Annotated in this window: 21 protein-coding genes and 1 tRNA gene; 18 read left to right on the top strand and 4 right to left on the bottom strand. The window is 71.7% G+C overall.

Annotation, left to right across the window (positions count from 1 at the left end; translation table 11 throughout):
• Nucleotides 1-15 precede the first annotated feature (15 nt).
• The 17 genes from E3N83_RS04485 to E3N83_RS04565 all read left to right on the top strand — a co-directional run bounded on the left by E3N83_RS04485 (nucleotide 16) and on the right by E3N83_RS04565 (nucleotide 14,896).
• A complete protein-coding gene (locus E3N83_RS04485; RefSeq protein WP_151082164.1) occupies nucleotides 16-1,119 on the top strand; it encodes an ABC transporter permease in 1,104 nt (367 codons plus the stop codon).
• Nucleotides 1,116-2,093: an ATP-binding cassette domain-containing protein gene (locus E3N83_RS04490; RefSeq protein WP_151082165.1), complete on the top strand. Its 978-nt coding sequence runs from the start codon at nucleotides 1,116-1,118 to the stop codon at nucleotides 2,091-2,093. Before E3N83_RS04485 ends, E3N83_RS04490 begins: the two co-directional genes overlap by 4 nt.
• Nucleotides 2,090-3,262, top strand: coding sequence for a Gfo/Idh/MocA family protein (locus tag E3N83_RS04495; RefSeq protein ID WP_238343067.1), 1,173 nt, complete (start codon nucleotides 2,090-2,092; stop codon nucleotides 3,260-3,262). Before E3N83_RS04490 ends, E3N83_RS04495 begins: the two co-directional genes overlap by 4 nt.
• The gene (locus E3N83_RS04500; RefSeq protein ID WP_151082166.1) at nucleotides 3,259-4,275 is read left to right on the top strand and encodes a Gfo/Idh/MocA family protein; all 1,017 of its coding nucleotides are present in this window, start codon (nucleotides 3,259-3,261) and stop codon (nucleotides 4,273-4,275) included. Before E3N83_RS04495 ends, E3N83_RS04500 begins: the two co-directional genes overlap by 4 nt.
• Before the next feature lie 489 nt (nucleotides 4,276-4,764).
• The gene (locus E3N83_RS04505) at nucleotides 4,765-5,580 is read left to right on the top strand and encodes a ParA family protein (protein WP_238343156.1); all 816 of its coding nucleotides are present in this window, start codon (nucleotides 4,765-4,767) and stop codon (nucleotides 5,578-5,580) included.
• Complete coding sequence (locus E3N83_RS04510; RefSeq protein WP_151082167.1) at nucleotides 5,565-5,927, top strand: hypothetical protein; 363 nt, start codon at nucleotides 5,565-5,567, stop codon at nucleotides 5,925-5,927. Before E3N83_RS04505 ends, E3N83_RS04510 begins: the two co-directional genes overlap by 16 nt.
• Before the next feature lie 10 nt (nucleotides 5,928-5,937).
• Nucleotides 5,938-6,864 (top strand): segregation and condensation protein A, encoded by a 927-nt coding sequence (locus E3N83_RS04515; RefSeq protein ID WP_191907939.1) that lies wholly within the window; start codon nucleotides 5,938-5,940, stop codon nucleotides 6,862-6,864.
• Nucleotides 6,861-7,475, top strand: coding sequence for an SMC-Scp complex subunit ScpB (scpB, locus tag E3N83_RS04520; protein WP_191907940.1), 615 nt, complete (start codon nucleotides 6,861-6,863; stop codon nucleotides 7,473-7,475). The genes E3N83_RS04515 and scpB overlap by 4 nt, the downstream gene beginning before the upstream one ends.
• Nucleotides 7,476-7,494: 19 nt before the next feature.
• On the top strand, nucleotides 7,495-8,253 hold the full coding sequence (locus tag E3N83_RS04525) for a pseudouridine synthase (protein ID WP_151082169.1): 759 nt from the start codon (nucleotides 7,495-7,497) through the stop codon (nucleotides 8,251-8,253).
• Nucleotides 8,254-8,407: 154 nt separating this feature from the next.
• Nucleotides 8,408-8,845, top strand: coding sequence for a YunG family protein (locus E3N83_RS04530; protein WP_151082170.1), 438 nt, complete (start codon nucleotides 8,408-8,410; stop codon nucleotides 8,843-8,845).
• A gap of 52 nt (nucleotides 8,846-8,897) precedes the next feature.
• The gene (gene aroH, locus E3N83_RS04535) at nucleotides 8,898-9,293 is read left to right on the top strand and encodes a chorismate mutase (RefSeq protein ID WP_151082171.1); all 396 of its coding nucleotides are present in this window, start codon (nucleotides 8,898-8,900) and stop codon (nucleotides 9,291-9,293) included.
• Nucleotides 9,286-10,347 carry a prephenate dehydrogenase gene (locus E3N83_RS04540; RefSeq protein WP_151082172.1) on the top strand — a complete coding sequence of 354 codons (1,062 nt, stop codon included), beginning with the start codon at nucleotides 9,286-9,288 and terminating at the stop codon, nucleotides 10,345-10,347. The genes aroH and E3N83_RS04540 overlap by 8 nt, the downstream gene beginning before the upstream one ends.
• 153 nt (nucleotides 10,348-10,500) lie before the next feature.
• Nucleotides 10,501-11,184 (top strand): (d)CMP kinase, encoded by a 684-nt coding sequence (gene cmk / locus E3N83_RS04545; RefSeq protein WP_151082173.1) that lies wholly within the window; start codon nucleotides 10,501-10,503, stop codon nucleotides 11,182-11,184.
• Nucleotides 11,181-11,876, top strand: coding sequence for a lysophospholipid acyltransferase family protein (locus E3N83_RS04550; RefSeq protein ID WP_151082174.1), 696 nt, complete (start codon nucleotides 11,181-11,183; stop codon nucleotides 11,874-11,876). The genes cmk and E3N83_RS04550 overlap by 4 nt, the downstream gene beginning before the upstream one ends.
• Nucleotides 11,873-13,222, top strand: coding sequence for a ribosome biogenesis GTPase Der (der, locus tag E3N83_RS04555; RefSeq protein WP_151082175.1), 1,350 nt, complete (start codon nucleotides 11,873-11,875; stop codon nucleotides 13,220-13,222). The genes E3N83_RS04550 and der overlap by 4 nt, the downstream gene beginning before the upstream one ends.
• A gap of 28 nt (nucleotides 13,223-13,250) precedes the next feature.
• Nucleotides 13,251-13,889: a LysE family translocator gene (locus E3N83_RS04560; RefSeq protein WP_151082176.1), complete on the top strand. Its 639-nt coding sequence runs from the start codon at nucleotides 13,251-13,253 to the stop codon at nucleotides 13,887-13,889.
• Nucleotides 13,886-14,896 (top strand): hypothetical protein, encoded by a 1,011-nt coding sequence (locus E3N83_RS04565; protein WP_151082177.1) that lies wholly within the window; start codon nucleotides 13,886-13,888, stop codon nucleotides 14,894-14,896. Before E3N83_RS04560 ends, E3N83_RS04565 begins: the two co-directional genes overlap by 4 nt.
• Here the strand turns inward: E3N83_RS04565 and E3N83_RS04570 are convergent.
• The 3 genes from E3N83_RS04570 to E3N83_RS04575 all read right to left on the bottom strand — a co-directional run bounded on the left by E3N83_RS04570 (nucleotide 14,893) and on the right by E3N83_RS04575 (nucleotide 16,884).
• The gene (locus tag E3N83_RS04570) at nucleotides 14,893-15,333 is read right to left on the bottom strand and encodes an OsmC family peroxiredoxin (RefSeq protein WP_151082178.1); all 441 of its coding nucleotides are present in this window, start codon (nucleotides 15,331-15,333) and stop codon (nucleotides 14,893-14,895) included. The two genes, E3N83_RS04565 and E3N83_RS04570, sit on opposite strands and share 4 nt — an antisense overlap.
• 70 nt (nucleotides 15,334-15,403) lie before the next feature.
• A complete protein-coding gene (locus tag E3N83_RS19420; RefSeq protein WP_191907941.1) occupies nucleotides 15,404-15,562 on the bottom strand; it encodes a hypothetical protein in 159 nt (52 codons plus the stop codon).
• Nucleotides 15,563-15,678: 116 nt separating this feature from the next.
• Nucleotides 15,679-16,884, bottom strand: a complete 1,206-nt coding sequence (locus tag E3N83_RS04575; protein ID WP_151082179.1) for a S1C family serine protease — start codon at nucleotides 16,882-16,884, stop codon at nucleotides 15,679-15,681.
• Nucleotides 16,885-17,094: 210 nt separating this feature from the next.
• On the opposite strand from E3N83_RS04575, the gene E3N83_RS04580 reads away from it, so the two are divergent.
• Nucleotides 17,095-17,168 (top strand) — tRNA-Pro (locus tag E3N83_RS04580).
• 174 nt (nucleotides 17,169-17,342) lie between these two features.
• On the opposite strand, the gene E3N83_RS04585 is transcribed toward E3N83_RS04580, so the two are convergent.
• Nucleotides 17,343-18,260, bottom strand: a complete 918-nt coding sequence (locus tag E3N83_RS04585) for an exonuclease/endonuclease/phosphatase family protein (RefSeq protein ID WP_151082180.1) — start codon at nucleotides 18,258-18,260, stop codon at nucleotides 17,343-17,345.
• Nucleotides 18,261-18,359: the final 99 nt, after the last annotated feature.

Genomic DNA, 18,359 nt, shown 5'->3' on the forward strand with positions numbered 1-18,359 from the left:
CCCCAGGAGGGACTCATGAGCACAACCGAAGCGCCGGCACCGGCCCCGGCGCAGAAGCCCGAGCGTGACGAGCGGGTCGGCGACCACGCCCGGCTGGCCGCCGTACTCCTGCGGCCCGAGGTGGGAGCCCTGGCTGCCGCCATCGTGATCTTCTGCTACTTCGCGTTCACCACCACGGCCTTCGCCCTGCCGCAGGGAGCCAGCACCTGGATCTTCTACTCGTCATCGTTCGCGATCATGGCGGTCGTCGTCGCGATGCTGATGATCGGCGGTGAGTTCGACCTGTCGGCCGGCGCCATGGTCGGGACGACCGGCCTGATCACCGGCATCATGATGTCCCACTGGCACGTCAACGTCTGGGTCTCGGTGCTCACCTCGCTGGTGGTCGCGCTGGCGATCGGGTTCGTCAACGGCGTGTTGGTGATGAAGACCGGGCTGCCGAGCTTCATCGTCACGCTGGGGACGTTCTTCGTGCTGCGTGGCCTCAACCTGGCGGTGGTCAAGCGGATCATCGACCAGGTGTCCGTGGTCGACTTCGCGTCCGCCAAGGGGTACGCCGCGGGCAACAAGCTCTTCGGCGGCTACATCGAGGTCCACCTCGGCTGGCTCCCGTGGGTGCACGTCGCGTCCACCGGGGTCATGCGGATCTACGCCGCGACGTGGTGGGCGCTCGCCGTGATGATCCTCGCCACGTGGATCCTGCAGCGCACCCGCGCCGGAAACTGGATCTTCGCCGTGGGTGGTGCCCAGACCAGCGCCCGCCAGGTCGGGGTCCCCGTGTTCCGGACCAAGGTCGGGCTGTTCATGACCACGGCCTTCGGCAGCTGGCTGGTGGGCATGCTGACGCTGTTCAAGACCACCACCGCCCAGTCGACCACCGGCGTCGGGCAGGAGTTCTTCTACATCATCTGTGCGGTGGTCGGCGGCTGCCTGCTGACCGGCGGCTACGGCTCGGCCATTGGGGCGGCCCTCGGCGCCCTGATCTACGGGATGGTCTACCAGGGGATCGTCTACCACAACTGGGACAGCGACTGGCAGTACACGTTCCTGGGCGTGATGCTGCTCGGTGCGGTGCTGGTGAACAACTGGGTCAAGGCACGAGCGGAGCAGGTGCGATGAGCGAGCAGGACACCGTGCAGGCGGCGAAGCGTCGCGGAGACCGCGACGCCGCTCCCGGCGCCGACGCCGGGAGCGGCCCGGGGCTGCCACCGCCCGGCACCCCGATCATCGAGGTCAAGGACATCGGCAAGAGCTACGGCTCGGTGATCGCGCTGCGCGACGTCACCACCACCGTCAACGCCGGTGAGGTCACCTGCGTGCTCGGTGACAACGGTGCCGGCAAGTCGACGTTCATCAAGATCCTCGCGGGTGCGCACGCGCACACCCAGGGGGAGTTCATCGTCGACGGCGAGACCCGGAAGTTCTCCTCGCCCCGCGAGGCACTCGCGCTGGGCATCGCCACCGTCTACCAGGACCTCGCCGTGGTGGCGCTGATGCCGGTCTGGCGCAACTTCTTCCTCGGCTCCGAGCTGACCAAGGGCCGAGGCCCGCTGCGTCGGCTCGACATCGCGAAGATGAAGGAGATCACCAAGGCCGAGCTGGCCCTGATGGGGATCGACCTGCGGGACGTGGAGCAGCCGATCGGCACCCTGTCCGGCGGCGAGCGTCAGTGCGTCGCGATCGCCCGGGCGGTCTACTTCGGGGCCCGGGTGCTGATCCTGGACGAGCCGACCGCGGCCCTCGGCGTCCGCCAGTCCGGTGTCGTCCTGAAGTACATCGCCAAGGCCCGCGACCGCGGTCTCGGCGTCATCTTCATCTCCCACAACCCCCATCACGCCTATCCGGTCGGCGACCGGTTCATGCTGCTGCGCCGTGGCCGCAGCATGGGCAACTTCCCCAAGGCCGAGATGCCGCTGGAGGAGCTGGTCCAGATGATGGCGGGCGGCACCGAGCTCGAGGCCCTCAGCCACGAGCTGGCGCGGGAGATGCCCGACTCCGAGGTCACCCGGTCCCTGCAGGACGAGGTCGCCGAGACGCTCGGCACGAAGTCGGAGACGACCGACGCGGAGAGCGCCCGGGGCCCACGTCCGTGACCCCACGTCGTGAGATCGGCGTGGCGGTGGTCGGCTTCGGCTGGATGGGGCAGGTGCACACGCGCGCCTGGGCCCGGCTCGCGCACCACTACCCCGACGCCCCGTTGCGCCCCCGCTTCGTCGCCGTGGCCGACACCGACGCCGGCCGCCGGCAGCTCGCGGTCGACGACTACGGCTTCGCCGACTCCGTCGAGAGCTGGGCCGACCTCCTGACGCGTGACGACATCGACGTCGTCAGTGTCTGCGGCCCGAACTTCGTGCACCGCGAGGTCGGCGAGGCCGTCGCCCGCTCGGGGCGCCACCTCTGGATCGAGAAGCCGGCCGGGCGCAGCGCCGCGGACACCGCCGCGATCGCGGCGGCGGTGCACGAGTCCGGCGTGCGGTCGGCGGTCGGCTTCAACTACCGCAACGCCCCGGCCGTGCAGGCCGCACGGCGCCTCGTGGCCGAGGGTGGGCTCGGCACCCTCGAGTCGGTCGACGTGCGGATGCTCGCCGACTACTCCGCGCACCCCGACCAGGCCCTGTCGTGGCGCTTCGACCCGGAGTACGCCGGCACCGGCGTGCTCGGCGATCTCGCCAGCCACGGCTTCGACCTGGCGCTCCACATCGGCGGCGAGACCCTCGGAGGGATCAGCGAGCTGGTCGCCGACCAGGCGACGTACATCGTCGAGCGCCCGCTGCCGGGGGAGGGCTCGATGTCGCACTTCGCACGGGGCGGCGAGGGTCCCCGCGGGCCGGTCGGCAACGAGGACACCGCGTCGGCGCTGCTGAGGTTCGGCTCCGGGGCCCGCGGCACCCTGACCTCGTCGCGGGTGGCAGTGGGCGAGCAGTGCAGCTACGGCGTCGACGTGCGCGGGAGCCGCGGCGCCCTGTCCTGGGACTTCCGGCGGATGGGTGAGCTCCGCGTCTGTCTGGCCGCCGACTACCAGGACGCCACCTGGGAGACCCGCCTCGTCGGGCCCGGTGACGGCGACCTGGCGGCGTTCCAGCCGGGCTCGGGCATGGCGATGAGCTTCGACGACCTCAAGGTCGTCGAGTGCCGCGCCCTCGTGGAGAGCATCCACCGAGGTGCGCCGTACGGCGCGACGATCGACGACGCGGTGGTCGCGGCCACCCTGGTCGACGCGATGGTGACCTCCTACGACGAGAGACGCTGGGTGACCCCATGACCACCTCGAGCAGCCAGGTGCGGATCGGTGTGATCGGCACCGGCGCGATGGGCACCGCCCACGTCACCAACCTCGGGAGCTGGGTGAGCGGCGCGGCCGTGACCCGGGTCTTCGACGTCGACGCCGAGCGGGCCGCGGCCGTGGCGGCCGGCGTCGGCGCTTCGCCGGCGCCGACCACCGAGGCCCTGATCGGCTCCGACGAGGTCGACGCCGTGCTGATCGCGGCCCCCGACCCGTTGCACGAGGAGCTCGCCCTGGCCTGCCTGGCCGCGGGCAAGCCGACCCTGCTCGAGAAGCCGATCGCCACGTCGCTCGAGGGGTCGCGTCGCGTCGTCGACGCCGAGGTGGCCGGGGGCACCCGGCTGATCCAGCTCGGCTTCATGCGGCGCTTCGACCCGGCGTACGTCGCCCTGCGCGAGGCCGTGCTCGGCGGCAGCATCGGCACGGTCCGGGCGGCCCACTGTCTGCACCGCAACGCGCACTCCCACCCGAGCCACACCGACGAGGGCCTGCTGGTGAACTCGATGATCCACGAGTTCGACTCGGTGCCGTGGCTGCTCGACGACCCGATCGCGGCGGTCACGGTCTTCGTGCCCCGGGTCGACGAGGGTGCGCTCAAGGACGTGCAGGTGGCGGTCCTGGAGACGGTGGGCGGCTCGGTGGTCACCGTCGAGGTCTCGATCAACGCTCAGTACGGCTACGACGTCCACACCGAGGTCACCGGCACCACGGGGACGGTCTCGCTGCTCCCGCCGTACGGCGTGTCGGTGCGTCGCGACGGCGTGGACGGGCGGGTGGTGGGCTCCGACGGCACCCTCCGGTTCGAGGACGCGTACCGGATCGAGCTCGGCGCCTGGGTACGCGGGATCCGGTCCGGGACCCCGTCCGGGCCGAGCGCCTGGGACGGCTACCTGGCCAACGTCGCGGCCTTCGCGGCGGTCGAGTCGCTGCACGGGGCCGGCCGGGTCGAGGTCCCGCAGCACTCCCGACCCGCGCTCTACGACCCCGCCTGACCCGCCCCACGGGGCGTTCCTGACTGCACAGGGTTGTGCACAGGCAGGGGGTCGCCTGTGCAGTCCCCTCGTGACCAGTGCACACGCTGTCAACAGATTCGGGGTCGGGCCTGGGGGTTTCCCGGGATCGGTTGTGGCCGCTCGGCGCGCCCTCCTACAGTCACGGCGTACGTCGGGGCACTATGTCGGAAAGTCGACATTTTCAGTCGAACCGGCACGGACACAACTGGAGCGCACATGACGGGCATCTTCGGCCGCGGACACACCGGCACCACCGCACCCGAGATGCCGCCTCAGGCCCCGGTGCCGGCGCCCCCCGTGTCCGAGAACGTGGAGACCCCGGTGAGCGCCCCCCTGCCCTTCGCCCGGACGAGCGTCCCGCCGGAGGGAGTCGTCGTCGAGCAGACCCCCGTCGTCGAGCAGCCACTCACGGACGCCGTGACCGACGAGGTGGCGGTGGCCGTGGTCCTCGGTCCGACCGGACGCCCGATGCAGCAGTTCCCCGATCCCGGTCCGGTCACCGGCCCGACGCACGCGCGGGTGATCGCGATGTGCAACCAGAAGGGCGGGGTCGGCAAGACCACGACCACGATCAACCTCGGTGCCGCGCTCGCGGAGTTCGGCCGCAAGGTGCTGCTGGTCGACTTCGACCCGCAGGGCTCCCTCTCGGTGGGGCTCGGCCTCAACCCGCACGAGATGGACCTGTCGGTCTACAACCTGCTGATGGACCGCGAGGTCGGCATCGACGACGTGGTCGTCCCGAGCGGCGTGCCGGGGATGGACCTGCTGCCGTCCAACATCGACCTGTCCGCCGCCGAGGTGCAGCTGGTCCACGAGGTGGCCCGCGAGCAGACCCTGCAGCGCGTGCTGGCCCCGGCGATCGAGCAGTACGACGTGATCCTGATCGACTGCCAGCCATCCCTGGGCCTGCTGACGGTGAACGCCCTGACCGCCTCCGACGGCGTGATCGTGCCGCTGGAGTGCGAGTACTTCGCCCTCCGCGGCGTGGCGCTGCTCAAGACCACCATCGACAAGGTGCGCGAACGGCTCAACCCGCGACTGGAGATCGAGGGGGTGCTCGGCACGATGTTCGACGGGCGCACCCTGCACAGCCGCGAGGTGATGGACCGTCTGGTCCAGGCCTGGGGCGACAAGGTCTTCCACACCGTGATCCGGCGGACCGTGAAGTTCTCCGACTCCACCGTGGCCGGCGAGCCGATCACGTCGTACGCCACGGCCTCGGCGGGTGCCGAGTCCTACCGCGACCTGGCCCGGGAGGTGGCGGTCCGTTGTCTCGACGTGTGACCCTCCCCGCCGCGGACGACCTGTTCCGTCCCACCGGCGAGGCCCCCGAGGTCGGGACCGCCCACGACGAGCGCCGCGACGAGCGGCGGGTCCGGGCGGTGCCGCCGGCCGACGACACCAGGCCGCGCCGGCCCAGCGGGCGGGTGCGGCACGACGAGAAGATGACCGTCTACGTCACCTCCGACGAGCTGCTCGACCTCGAGCACGCCCGGCTGGCGCTGCGCCGTGACCACGGCCTGGCCGTCGACCGGGGCCGGATGGTGCGCGAGGCGATCGCCCTGGTGCTCGCCGACCTCGAGGAGCACGGGCTCGACAGCCTGCTCGTGCAGCGCCTGATCGAGGAATGACGCCTCGCAGATGACTCTCGCCGCAGCCCCCGAGGAGGCCGGCCCCGACCAGGTGTCGTTCGCGGTCACCCTCGACAACTTCGAGGGCCCGTTCGACCTCCTGCTCAGCCTGATCTCCAAGCACAAGCTCGACATCACCGAGGTCTCGCTGCACCGCGTCACCGACGAGTTCATCGCCCACGTCAAGGCCGGCGCCCAGCTCGACGGACGGGACGGCGCGTGGGACCTCGACCAGACCACGTCGTTCCTCGTGGTCGCCTCCACGCTGCTCGACCTCAAGTCGGCCCGGCTGCTGCCCCAGGGCGACGTCGAGGACGAGGAGGACCTCGCCCTGCTGGAGGCCCGCGACCTGCTCTTCGCGCGCCTCATGCAGTACCGCGCGTTCAAGCAGGTGGCCGCGGTGCTGGAGCGCCGGCTGGCGGGGGAGTCGCGCCGTCATCCGCGGGCCGTCGGCCTGGAGGACCGCTTCGCCGGGCTGCTGCCCGAGGTGCTGATCGGGATCGGCCTGGACGCCTTCGCCTCGCTCGCGGCCAAGGCCCTCGAGCCCCGGCCCGAGCTGGAGCTCTCGCTCCAGCACATCCACGCCCCGGCGGTCAGCGTGCGCGAGCAGGCCGAGCTCGTCGTCGAGCGGCTGCGCCGGACGGGCACGATGACCTTCCGGTCCCTGTGCGGTGACGCCCCGGACACCCTGACGACCGTGGCGCGGTTCCTGGCGCTGCTGGAGCTGTTCCGCGAGAACGCCGTGGCCTTCGACCAGGTGACGCCGCTGGGCGAGCTGACCGTACGCTGGATCGGCGGCGACGACCTGGACCTCGAGTCGGGGCTGCAGATCGACGAGTTCGAGGGCGTCCCGCTCGAGGCGGCCGTCACCACCGACGACACCGCTGCCGGGCCCACCGACGACACGACCGACGAGACGACTGGGGAGATCCCGTGACCGACGACGCACTCGAGGTCGCCCTGGTGCCCGAGGGCGGGCTGCGGCCCTCGCTCGAGGCCCTGCTGATGATCGCCGACCAGCCGCTCGACGAGTCCACCCTGGCCACCGCGGTGGGGCACCCGCTGGGCGACGTCACGGCGGCGCTCACCGACCTCGCCCAGGAGTACGCCGAGCAGGGGCGCGGCTTCGAGCTGCGCAACGTCGCGGGCGGCTGGCGCTACTACACCCGCGAGGAGTACGCCGGCGTGGTCGAGGCCTTCGTGCTCGACGGGCAGCAGGCCCGGCTGACCCAGGCAGCGCTCGAGACGCTGGCCGTGGTCGCCTACCGGCAGCCGGTCTCGCGGGCGCGGGTCTCGGCGATCCGAGGTGTCAACGTGGACGGTGTGATGCGCACCCTACTCACCCGCGGTCTGGTCGAGGAGGCCGGTCAGGACCACTCGTCCGGCGCCAACCTGTACCGCACCACGTCGTACTTCCTGGAGCGGATCGGGGTCACCTCGCTCGACGACCTGCCTGAGCTGGCGCCGTTCCTGCCCGACCTCACCGACCTCGGCGACCTCGGCGACTTCGACGACGAGGTCGTCGGGGCCGAAGGGTCAGCGGAGTGACGACCCGGCTGATCACCCGATGACCGGCCACCTGGTCGAGCCCGACGAGGACGGCCTGGTCCGGCTGCACAAGCTCTTGGCCCGCTCCGGCGTCGCGTCCCGCCGCAAGTGCGAGGAGCTCATGCTGGAGGGCGAGGTCACCGTCGACGGTGAGGTCGTCACCCGGCTCGGCACCAAGGTGGACCCGTTGACTGCGGTGATCCGGGTCTCCGGTCAGCGGCTGCCGCCGGTCTCGCCGCACGTCTACCTCGTGCTCTACAAGCCCACCGGCGTCGTCTCGACGATGTCGGACCCACAGGGGCGGCCGACCATCAGCGACCTGGTCGCCGACCGGCCAGAGCGGCTCTTCCACGTCGGCCGCCTCGACACCGACACCGCCGGGCTGCTGCTCCTGACCAACGACGGCGAGTTCGCCCAGCGGATGGCCCACCCGTCGTACGAGGTCGACAAGACCTACGTCGCCGAGGTCGACGGCCGGGTCGGCAAGACCACCGTCGAGGCCCTGCTCGCGGGGGTGGAGCTCGACGACGGGCCGGTGACGGTGTCGTCGGCGCGAGTGGTGGGCCAGGGCGTCCAGGACCGCTCAATCATCGAGCTGGTGATCCACGAGGGTCGCAACCGGATCGTCCGGCGGCTGCTCGACCACCTCGGCCACCCCGTGCGCAAGCTGACCCGGATCGCGATCGGCCCGATCCAGCTGACCGGCATGAAGCCCGGCGAGCTCCGCGACCTGACCAACGACGAGCTCGGGGCCCTGCTGGACGCCGCCAAGCTCTGACCCGTCGCCGGTGGAGCAGGTCGTGTGCCTGAGGACGCGCTCTACCGCGTGCTCAGGCACACGAGCCGGTGCTGCCGGGCGGACGACCGGACCTACCGGACGAGCAGCGGCATCGGTCCGAACGGGTGTCGGCACCCTGGGGCACAATCCGTCCATGCCGACGTGGACCTTGAGCGAGATCGAAGCAGCAGTGCGCTCCTCGTGGGGGTCCGACACCTGCTTCGCCTCGAGTGACTACCTGGCCCGGGGGCAGGGACGTCCGTCGCGGGGCCAGTGCGGGACGACGGCCCTGGTCATCCAAGATCTGCTCGGTGGCGATCTCATGGTGGCCGAGGTGGAGTACGACGGCCGGGTCGAAGGCGTGCACTACTGGAACGTGACGCCCGGAGGCGTCGAGCTCGATCTGACACGGGACCAGTTCATGCCGGGCGAAGCGCTGGTCAACCAGCGGCTGGTCAAGACCCGACGGAACACCGCCTCAGACGGCGAACACTCGTTCCAGCTGCTACGCGGGCGCGTCGCTGCGTCGCTGGAGAGCGAGTACGGCGGCCCGGCGGCGTGTGCGAGCGGCTACGAGACCCTGACGCGCTGACCGCCATGGACAGGGCCCGGTCGCGAGGTGTCGGCGCCGTTAGGGTTTGCCCGTGGCAGTCAGGGCGGTGCGGGGCGCGACCCAGCTCGAGCAGGACTCGCGCGACCACATGCTGGAGCGGGTCGCCGAGATGGTGACCCAGGTGATGGACGCCAACGGATGGGTCGTCGACGACTTCATCTCGATCATCTTCACCGCGACCACCGACCTGGTCTCGGAGTTCCCCGCCTATGCCGCCCGGATGCTCGGCTTCACCGACGTGCCGCTGATCTGCACCCGCGAGCTCGAGATCGAGGGCTCGATGCCGCGGGTGGTGCGGATGATGGCGCACGTCGAGTCCGACCTCCCGCGCGCGGACATCACCCACGTCTACCTGCACGGCGCGGCCGAGCTGCGCCGCGACCTGGCGCGGGTCCGCGCGGTCCCGGACGAGCCCTCCGGTGACTGACCGGCTGCCGGAGCCGGTGCTGGTGGTCGGCACCGGCCTGCTCGGCACGTCGCTGGGGCTGGCCCTGCGCCGCCACGGCGTCGACGTCCTGCTCGCGGACGCGAACGCCGAGCACGTCCGCACCGCCTCCGGGCTCGGCGCCGGCCGGCCGCACGCCGGTGAGCGGCCCGGCCTGGTCGTGGTCGCGGTCCCGCCCGACCACGTCGGCGCCGAGGTCGCTCGGGCCCTGGTCGAGACCGACGCCCTGGTCACCGACGTCGGGAGCGTGAAGACCGCTCCGCTGCGCGCGCTGGACGGCCTCGCGGGCACCGAGCGGTACGTCGGGAGCCACCCGATGGCGGGCAGCGAGCGGTCCGGCCCGTTGGCCGCCAGCGCCACCCTGTTCGACGGACGCCCCTGGGCGGTGACCCCGCACGAGGGGTCGGCGCCGGCCACGGTCGAGGCGGTGACCGAGCTGGCCCGCCTGGCCGGCGCGAGCGTCGTACGCCTGAGTCCGGAGGAGCACGACCTGGCCGTGGCCCGGACCTCGCACCTGCCGCACTTGCTCGCCGTGCTCGTGGCCGGTCGACTCGCGGACGCGCCGGCCGAGCACCTGGCCCTGAGCGGTCAAGGGGTGCGGGACGTGACCCGGGTGGCCGGGGGAGACCCGGCCCTGTGGGAGCAGATCGTGACCGGGAACGCGTCGGCGGTGGCCGGCCTGCTGACCCAGGTGCGCGACCAGCTCGACGTGCTGATCGACGCGGTCAGCACGGGGGAACGCGAGCCGCTGGCGACGATCCTCGAGCGCGGTGTCGCCGGCACCCTCGCGATCCCCGGCAAGCACGGCGGACCACCCCGTCCGACCGGCTCGGTGTTCGTCTCGGTGCCCGATCACCCCGGCGAGCTGGCCCGGCTGTTCGCGGACGCCGGCGAGAGCGGGGTCAACATCGAGGACGTGCGGATCGACCACGACCCCGCCCGTGACACCGGCCAGGTCGAGCTGGTCGTCGACGAGGCCCGGGCCGAGCACCTGATGGCCTCGCTCGAGTCGCGGGGCTGGGCGATCCACCGCTAGGGACGCTCCCGTGGAATCAGCCCCACGGGTGGGTCACCGGTAGGCTGGGCCCTTGCTCGGCGCCCCCTCGGTGGCCGGCCGGGCGTCCCCCGTGGTCGGGCTCCGTGGTCGGCGGGCCAGGACCACGTCCCAGCCAGGCCAGGAGAGGTTGTCATGAGCGAGCGCGCACACAGCGACGTCGTCGTGGCCATCGACGGACCCTCTGGCTCCGGCAAGTCGAGCACGTCGCGCGGCGTCGCGGCCCGGCTCGGCCTGCGCTACCTCGACACCGGGGCGATGTACCGCGCGATGACGTGGTGGCTGCTCGAGCGCGGCGTGCCCGTCGACGACGCGGCCGCGGTCGTGGCCCGCTGCGACGAGCCGGTGATCGATTCCGGCACCGACCCGCTCGCACCCACCATCACCGCCGACGGCGTCGACGTCTCCGAGGCGATCCGCAGCCCCGAGGTGACCGGCGCGGTCTCGGCGGTCAGCGCCGTGCCCGAGGTTCGGGCCCGGCTGCTCCGGCTCCAGCGTGAGGCGATCGGCGGCGGCGGGATCGTGGTCGAGGGCCGCGACATCGGTGCCGTGGTGGCACCCGACGCCGAGGTGAAGGTCTACCTCACCGCCGATCCCGCGGCGCGGGCCGCACGCCGCGCCGCCGAGGAGGGTGGCACCGATCTCGCCGCCACCGAGTCCTCGCTGCTCGCCCGTGACCGGGTCGACTCCACCCGCGCCGCCTCGCCGCTCACGATGGCCGCAGGTGCGGTCCACGTCGACACCACGCCGTACACCCTGGACGAGGTCGTCACCCTGATCGTCGGGCTGGTCGAGGACGCGGTCGAGGACCGGCGATGACCACCCGGCGGCACCCGCCGACCTGGCTGCTGCACGGTGGCCGCCCGGCATCGCGCTGGATCGTCCGGCGACGGTACGACGTGCGCGTGCACGGCGGCGCTAACGTCCCCACCACCGGCCCGGTGATCGTCGCCGCCAACCACACCGGCGTCATCGACGGCCCGCTGCTGGCGATCTTCAGCCCGCGGCCGGTGCACGCGCTGACCAAGGACGAGATGTTCCAGGGCCGGCTCGGGCGCTTCCTGCGGCTGACCGGGCAGATCCCGCTCGACCGCACCCACACCGACCGCCGTGCGGTCCGCGCCTGCCTGCACGTGCTGGAGCACGGGGGAGCGGTCGGCATCTTCCCCGAGGGCAACCGGGGCGCCGGCGACCTGACCCGCTTCCACAACGGCGCGGCGTACCTCGCCCTGGTCAGCGGGGCCCCGATCGTGCCGCTGATGATGTACGGCACCCGCCCGGCCGGCAGCGGCAAGGACGCCCTGCCGACCCCGAAGGCCGTCCTCGACCTGGTCTACGGCGCCCCCTTCCACGTCCCACCCCGACCGTGGCCGCGCACCAAGCGCATGGTCGCGGCCACCTCGACCCAGCTGCACGAGCGGATGCGCGCCGAGCTCGAGGCGGGGCTGGCCCTCACCGGCCAGGCCCTCCCCGGCCCGATCCCGGCCGCGTCCGCGAAGGAGATGTCATGACAGTCAGCGACGAGCTCGACCAGCCCGCCGGCCCGGTGCCGGTGCTGGCGGTGGTCGGCCGGCCCAACGTCGGCAAGTCCACCCTGGTCAACCGGATCCTCGGCCGCCGCGAGGCGGTCGTCGAGGACGTGCCGGGCGTGACCCGCGACCGGGTCTCCTACGACGCGGTCTGGGCCGGACGCGCCTTCACCGTCGTCGACACCGGCGGCTGGGACCCCAACGCCCGCGGGCTCGCCGAGCGGATCAAGGCCCAGGCCGAAGTCGCGGTCAACCTGGCCGATGCGGTCCTCTTCGTGGTCGACGCGACGGTCGGCATCACCGACGCCGACGAGGCCGTCGTCCGCGTGCTGAGGGCTTCGAAGAAGCCGGTGATCCTGGCCGCGAACAAGGCCGACGACCAGAGGATCGAGGCGGAGTCGCACAGCCTGTGGCACCTCGGCCTGGGCGAGCCGTTCCCGGTCTCGGCGTTGCACGGCCGCGGCTCGGGCGACATGCTCGACGCGATCATCGCCGCGCTGCCCGAGCCCCCGCCGGAGTCGTTCGACAAGCCGCTCGGCCCGCGGCGGGTCGCGATCGTCGGCAAGCCCAACGTCGGCAAGTCGTCGTTGCTCAACCGGCTGGCCGGCTCGGAGCGGGTCGTGGTCGACTCGGTCGCGGGGACGACGGTCGACCCGGTCGACGAGCTGGTCGAGCTGGGTGGCCGGGAGTGGCGCTTCATCGACACCGCGGGCATCCGCAAGCGGGTCAAGGAGGCCTCGGGCCACGAGTTCTACGCCTCGCTGCGCACCTCGACCGCGATTGACCGGGCCGAGGTCGCCGTGCTGGTGCTCGACGCCGACCAGACGATCAGCGAGCAGGACGTGCGGATCCTCCAGACGGTCCGCGAGGCCGGCCGGGCGCTGGTGATCGCGTTCAACAAGTGGGACCTCGTCGACGAGGACCGCCGGCACTACCTCGAGCGCGAGGTGGAGCGCGAGCTGGTGCAGGTGCAGTGGGCGCCGCGGATCAACATCACCGCCCGCACCGGCTGGCACGTCGACCGGCTCGTGGTCGCCCTCGACAAGGCGCTGGAGGGCTGGGAGACCCGGGTGCCCACCGGGGCGCTGAACGCCTTCCTGGGCCGCCTGGTCGCCGAGCACCCCCATCCGGTGCGCAGCGGCAAGCAGCCCAAGATCATGTTCGCCACCCAGCCGTCCACGGCGCCGCCGACCTTCGTGCTGTTCACGTCGGGCAAGCTCGATGCGGGCTACGAGCGCTACATCGAGCGTCGCCTGCGTGAGGACTTCGGCTTCGTCGGTACGCCGATCGTGCTCACCCAGCGGGTGCGGGAGAAGCGCAAGCGCTGACCCGAGCCGCCGTGAGACCATGCCGGGCATGGTGACGCTGCATCAGGTGCTCGGCTTCGGGCTGGTGGCGCTCGTGCTGATCGCGATCCCCGGGCCGAGCGTGGTCTTCACCGTGGGCCGGGCGATCACCTACGGCCGGGCGGTGGCTCTGACCACGGTGCTGGGCAACTCCCTCGGCCTGCTGGTCGTGCTGGTGCTGGTCTCCCTCGGGCTCGGCAGCCTCGTGGCCACCTCCGACACGGCGTTCCTGGTGCTCAAGCTGGCCGGGGCCGCCTATCTCGTGTGGCTGGGGGTCCAGGCGCTGCGCCACCGGCACGGCGTCGAGGTCACCGACCTCGACGGCCCCGAGGTGCGCGGGCTGCGGGCGCTCCGCCAAGGCTTCGTCGTCGGCTTCACCAACCCCAAGGCCTACGTCATCTTCGGAGCGGTGCTGCCGTCCTTCGTCGAGCCCGGCCGCGACAGCGGCACCGTGCAGATGCTGCTGCTCGGCCTGATCGCGTTCGTGATCGGGCTGTGCTCCGACAGCCTGTGGGCACTGCTCGCCAGCCGGCTGCGGACCTGGTTCAACGGGTCGCCGTCGCGGGGGCGTGCGCTCGGGACCGTCGGCGGGGTCTCGATGATCGGGCTCGGTGTCGCGGTCGCGGTCGGCGGGCGGCCGGACGCATGAGGGGCCGGGGACCAGCCCTCGCGGTCGCCGCTGCGCTGGCGGTGACCGGCGCGTCGTACGGCGCGCAGGCGGGGCCGCAGCAGGCCCAGCCGGCGTCTCGCGCGACCACGACGTCGGCGGTGAAGCCGGTCGCGGGCACGACCTGTCCGGTCTTCCCGGCCGACAACTACTGGAACGCCGACATCCGCTCGCTGCCGGTCGCGGCCCGGAGCAGCCAGTGGCTCTCCCACATGTCGACGTCGGTGAACCTGCACCCCGACTTCGGGCCGTCGTTCGGCAACGGGCCCGACTACGGCATCCCGATCACGGTGGTGGGCTCCGGTCACCCGAGGGTGCGGGTCAGGTTCGACAGCCAGGCCAGCGGCGAGAGCGATCACGTGCGCTACCCGCTGGGCAGCGACACCCGGATCGAGGGCGGGGCGAGGTCGACCGGCGACCGGCACGCGATCATGGTCGACAAGGACGCCTGTCGGCTCTACGAGACCTACCTGACCCGCAAGCGGAGCGGTCACTGGCACGCCTACTCCGGCGCCACCTGGTCGCTGACCTCCGACCACCTCCGCCCGGACACCTGGACCTCCGCGGACGCCGCCGGGCTGCCGATCCTGCCCGGGCTGCTGCGGTGGAACGAGGTCCGCACCCATCACGTCGACCACGCGATCCGGTTCACCACCGACGTCACCTCGAGCCACCACCTCTGGCCGGCGCGGCACGACGCCGGCTCGACGTCGAGCCGGCGCTACCCGCCGATGGGGGCTCGCTTCCGGCTCCGGTCGTCGTACCACCCCAGCGGCTTCGGTGCCGACGCGATGGCGGTAGTCCGGGCGATGAAGGTCTACGGGCTGGTGCTCGCCGACAACGGCTCGCCGTGGTACTTCCAGGGCGAGCAGAACGCGAAGTGGCCGGACTCCATGATCGAGCAGCTCAAGCAGATCCCGGCGCGCGCGTTCGTCGCGGTCGACACCTCGTCGCTGAAGGTCAGCAACAGCAGCGGGGCGACCCGTTAGCTCTCGAGCGCGGCGTCGAGGGTGATCTCGACGCCGGTCAGGGCCTTGCTGACCGGGCAGCCGGCCTTCGCGGCCTGGGCGGCCTTCTCGAAGGCGTCGGCGTCGAGGCCCTCGACCTCACCGCGCACGGTGAGGGTGATCCCGGTCAGCCGGAAGCCGCCGGCCGGGTCGGGGCCGAGGGTGACGTCGGCCTTGACGTCGAGGGCGATCGGGGTGCCACCGGCGGCGGCGATCCCGCCGGAGAGGGACATGGCGTAGCAGGCGGAGTGCGCGGCGGCGATCAGCTCTTCGGGGCTGGTGGTCCCGTCAGCGTCGTCGGCGGCCCGCTTGGGGAACGACACGTCGTACGTCGCGAGGCCGGAGCTGGTGAGCTCGACCTGGCCGGTTCCCTCCTGAAGGGTGCCGGTCCAGGCGGTGCGTGCGGTGCGTGTGGGCATGAGGTCTCCTCGGTCGGGTCCAGCAGGTCACCGGGCCAACCGCACCCGCCGCGGGGACATTCCCCGCGGGTCAGCGCTCGTGCGGGAGCTGCTGGTGGCGCACGGCGCCGGCCAGCGTGGTGGCGCCGAAGGAGTAGAAGAAGTAGAGCATCAGCCCGGCCGCGGCGCTGAGCGCCAGGCACAGGATCGCGAAGAAGAGCAGGATGTTGGCGATCGTCAGGTTGGACATGGGGCACCCTCGCGCGTGAGCCGCCCACCGACGTCTGAGCCACGCCGGAGTGACGTGACTCTAGAGTGCCCCACCGTGTCAACCCCCAAACGTACAGACTTCGGAAATCTCTCGGACTAGGCCACCGGCCCGTCGATCAGCGTCATCGTCGCGCTGTGCGTCGACCCGGCCAGGTCGGTCCAGGTCAGGGTCACCGAGTCGCCGGGGGAGTACGTCGTGACGGCCTGGCGCAGGGCCGCGGCCGTCCGCACGGGGGTGCCGTTCAGGGCGGTGATGGTGGCGCCGGCCGTGACGCCCGCACTGGCGGCGGGGGTCCCGGGGAAGACGTCGGCGACCCGGGTGCCGGTGCCGGAGAGCCCGACGCCGAGGAAGGCCGGGGTGCCGTACTCGTAGCGCGCGTTCTGGGCGCCCTGCTCGAGGTCGCCCGCGATGGAGAGCACGGTGCCGATCGGGATGGCGTAGCCCACGACGTCGTTGTTGCCCGACGAGGCGGCGGTGGTCATGCCGATCACGGCGCCCTGGGCGTCGTACGTCGCGCCGCCGGAGTCACCGGAGATCACGTCGCTGCTGATCTCGATCAGGCCGTGGAGCTTCTCGGTGCGGCTGCTGTCCTGGCTGTGGGTGGTGATGTGCTGGCCGGTCGCGGTGACCTTGCCCGGGGCGGAGTTGAAGGAGGAGGTGGAGCCACCGGCGTCACCGACCGCCGTGACCGCGTCGCCCACGCTGGCGGCGCTGGTGTCGGTGGTGACGGTCTGGAGGCCGCTGGCGTTGCTCAGCTGGAGCACGGCCACGTCGTCCTTGGAGTCGATGCCGACGACGGTGGCGGCGTACTTCTGCTTGGTGTCCATCACGGTCACCCGGATCCGGGTCGCGCCCTCGACGACGTGGTGGTTGGTGATCACCTCACCGTCGCTGGTCAGGATCATCCCGGTGCCGGCCGCGCGGCCGCCCTGGTACTTCAAGGTCGCACTGATCCGGACCAGCCCGGTCAGCTGGTCGGTGGTGGCCGGTGTGCCGCTGGTCCCCGAGCCGAACGGCGCCCCGCCGGGGCCGCCCGGCCCGTTGAACGGCGAGCCCTCGAAGGGCGTGGTGCCGCCGTTGCCCTGGTCGGCGAAGCCGTGCGTGGAGCCGACAGCGCTGCCGTTGCCGTCGTGGTGTCGGCCGAACGCGAACCCACCGGCCCCCGCGGCCACGACGACGGCCACCGCCGTACCGACGGCGACCAGGCGCGGCCCGCGGCGACGCGGAGCCGGCGCCGGGGGCGGCGGCGGTGGCGCGTCGTACGGGAACGAGAACTGGTAGGGGTCGACCGGCTGGTCCATGGAGCTCCTCCTGGAGTGGATGCTCCCATCCAGCACCACCATCCCGTGAGAACGCTGTGCTGGCCCTGAGACAGCGGTGTTCGCGGCCGAAGAACTTGCTGAGGAGCGCCCCACCCTCCCGCCGTACGACGTGGAGCCGGGCCGATTCGGGCGTCCCCGCCCGCTGCGATACCCTTCACACCGCCCAGCGGAGCCAGCTCCGACGGGCATCGGGCTGTGGCGCAGTTTGGTAGCGCACTTGACTGGGGGTCAAGGGGTCGCAGGTTCAAATCCTGTCAGCCCGACCGAGTTTCCGCAGGTCAGAGGCTGTTTTCCACTTTCGTGGGAGGCGGCCTCTGGTCATTCTGGGGCTTCTGACCGCCCGCCCGCGCCCTGGCGGAGTCCTGGCCCGGGCCGAGCGCGAACCGGTCCCGGCCGAGGCCGCGTGACCGACCCCAGGAGCGCGTGTAGGTCAGCAACTACGGGGTCACGTAGGTCGACATGATCGGGTAGTGGTCGGAGTGGATCTCGTGGATGAACACCGTGGAGCTGGCCGCAGGCGTCGGTGCCCAGATCTGGTCGATGTAGGCACCGCAGTGCGACTTGCTGGGCGGGCACTGGTTGTCGATGTGGGTGCCGTAGTTGTTAAGCCTCTGGCCCTGCCAGTTCGCGATCAAGTGCCGGCGGGTGAGCTTGTGGTACGGCGCCTTGCGCAGCTGCACCTGGCGGTCGGCGACGTAGCCGATGTTGAAGTCACCGGTGACGTAGACCTGCCAACCGGCCTCCTGCTCGGCATGCACGGCGGCCTTCACGGCCTTCACCTGGTGGACATAGACCCTGTAGGTCAGCGGGGCGTTCCGGCGCGGGCGTCCCTCGTTCATCGCGGCCCGGATCAGGTGCACGTTGATCACCGAGAACTTGTAGCCGGTGGAGATCTGGCGGAGCCGGACCACCGGGGCCCAGAGAGCCTTCCACGGCATCGTGCGGCCGTTACCGGCCTCCACTCGGGTGGAGTCGGAGAGCTTGACCTGCTTGGCCGAGATGAGCTGGTAGACGTGCGGGTTCCAGATCACCGGGTCCTGGGGCAGGCCCGGCGGGTGATAGATCCGCCAGCTCTTGTCGCCGTCGAGATACTGGCGGCGCGGGGCGCCGCCGGCCTCCTGGAGACCGGCCACGTCGGAGACCGACTTGATGAAGTCCACGGCCTGACGGAACTGGTTGATCGGCTGGCTGATCTGGATGTTGTAGCTGCCGATCCGCAAGGGTCCGGAGATGGCAGCATCGGTGGCGGCAGCGGGCGAGGACGCCACCGGCGCGAGTGCGAACAGCATGGTGCCGGCAAGCCCGGCGAGTGCGAGACCGAGGCTCGATCGTCGCGGGGCGTCGTTGAACCGCATTACTTCCTCCGGGGGGGTCAGAGGACCGCGGGAGCATCCCGCGACAGTTCGAAGTTAGGACTCCGGACTCGGCCGCGTGGAACTTCGATCGAGTCTTTA

Source organism: Nocardioides cynanchi (assembly GCF_008761635.1).
GTDB classification, from domain to species: domain Bacteria; phylum Actinomycetota; class Actinomycetes; order Propionibacteriales; family Nocardioidaceae; genus Nocardioides; species Nocardioides cynanchi.

Excerpts from the sequence above, each read along its gene's own strand:
- E3N83_RS04485 (WP_151082164.1), top strand. The coding sequence starts at position 16 with ATGAGCACAACCGAAGCGCCGGCACCGGCCCCGGCGCAGAAGCCCGAG.
- E3N83_RS04490 (WP_151082165.1), top strand. The coding sequence starts at position 1,116 with ATGAGCGAGCAGGACACCGTGCAGGCGGCGAAGCGTCGCGGAGACCGC.
- E3N83_RS04500 (WP_151082166.1), top strand. The coding sequence starts at position 3,259 with ATGACCACCTCGAGCAGCCAGGTGCGGATCGGTGTGATCGGCACCGGC.
- E3N83_RS04505 (WP_238343156.1), top strand. The coding sequence starts at position 4,765 with ATGCAGCAGTTCCCCGATCCCGGTCCGGTCACCGGCCCGACGCACGCG.
- E3N83_RS04515 (WP_191907939.1), top strand. The coding sequence starts at position 5,938 with ATGACTCTCGCCGCAGCCCCCGAGGAGGCCGGCCCCGACCAGGTGTCG.
- E3N83_RS04525 (WP_151082169.1), top strand. The coding sequence starts at position 7,495 with ATGACCGGCCACCTGGTCGAGCCCGACGAGGACGGCCTGGTCCGGCTG.
- E3N83_RS04530 (WP_151082170.1), top strand. The coding sequence starts at position 8,408 with ATGCCGACGTGGACCTTGAGCGAGATCGAAGCAGCAGTGCGCTCCTCG.
- cmk (WP_151082173.1), top strand. The coding sequence starts at position 10,501 with ATGAGCGAGCGCGCACACAGCGACGTCGTCGTGGCCATCGACGGACCC.
- E3N83_RS04550 (WP_151082174.1), top strand. The coding sequence starts at position 11,181 with ATGACCACCCGGCGGCACCCGCCGACCTGGCTGCTGCACGGTGGCCGC.
- der (WP_151082175.1), top strand. The coding sequence starts at position 11,873 with ATGACAGTCAGCGACGAGCTCGACCAGCCCGCCGGCCCGGTGCCGGTG.
- E3N83_RS04560 (WP_151082176.1), top strand. The coding sequence starts at position 13,251 with ATGGTGACGCTGCATCAGGTGCTCGGCTTCGGGCTGGTGGCGCTCGTG.
- E3N83_RS04565 (WP_151082177.1), top strand. The coding sequence starts at position 13,886 with ATGAGGGGCCGGGGACCAGCCCTCGCGGTCGCCGCTGCGCTGGCGGTG.
- E3N83_RS04570 (WP_151082178.1), bottom strand. The coding sequence starts at position 15,333 with ATGCCCACACGCACCGCACGCACCGCCTGGACCGGCACCCTTCAGGAG.
- E3N83_RS19420 (WP_191907941.1), bottom strand. The coding sequence starts at position 15,562 with ATGTCCAACCTGACGATCGCCAACATCCTGCTCTTCTTCGCGATCCTG.
- E3N83_RS04575 (WP_151082179.1), bottom strand. The coding sequence starts at position 16,884 with ATGGACCAGCCGGTCGACCCCTACCAGTTCTCGTTCCCGTACGACGCG.
- E3N83_RS04585 (WP_151082180.1), bottom strand. The coding sequence starts at position 18,260 with ATGCGGTTCAACGACGCCCCGCGACGATCGAGCCTCGGTCTCGCACTC.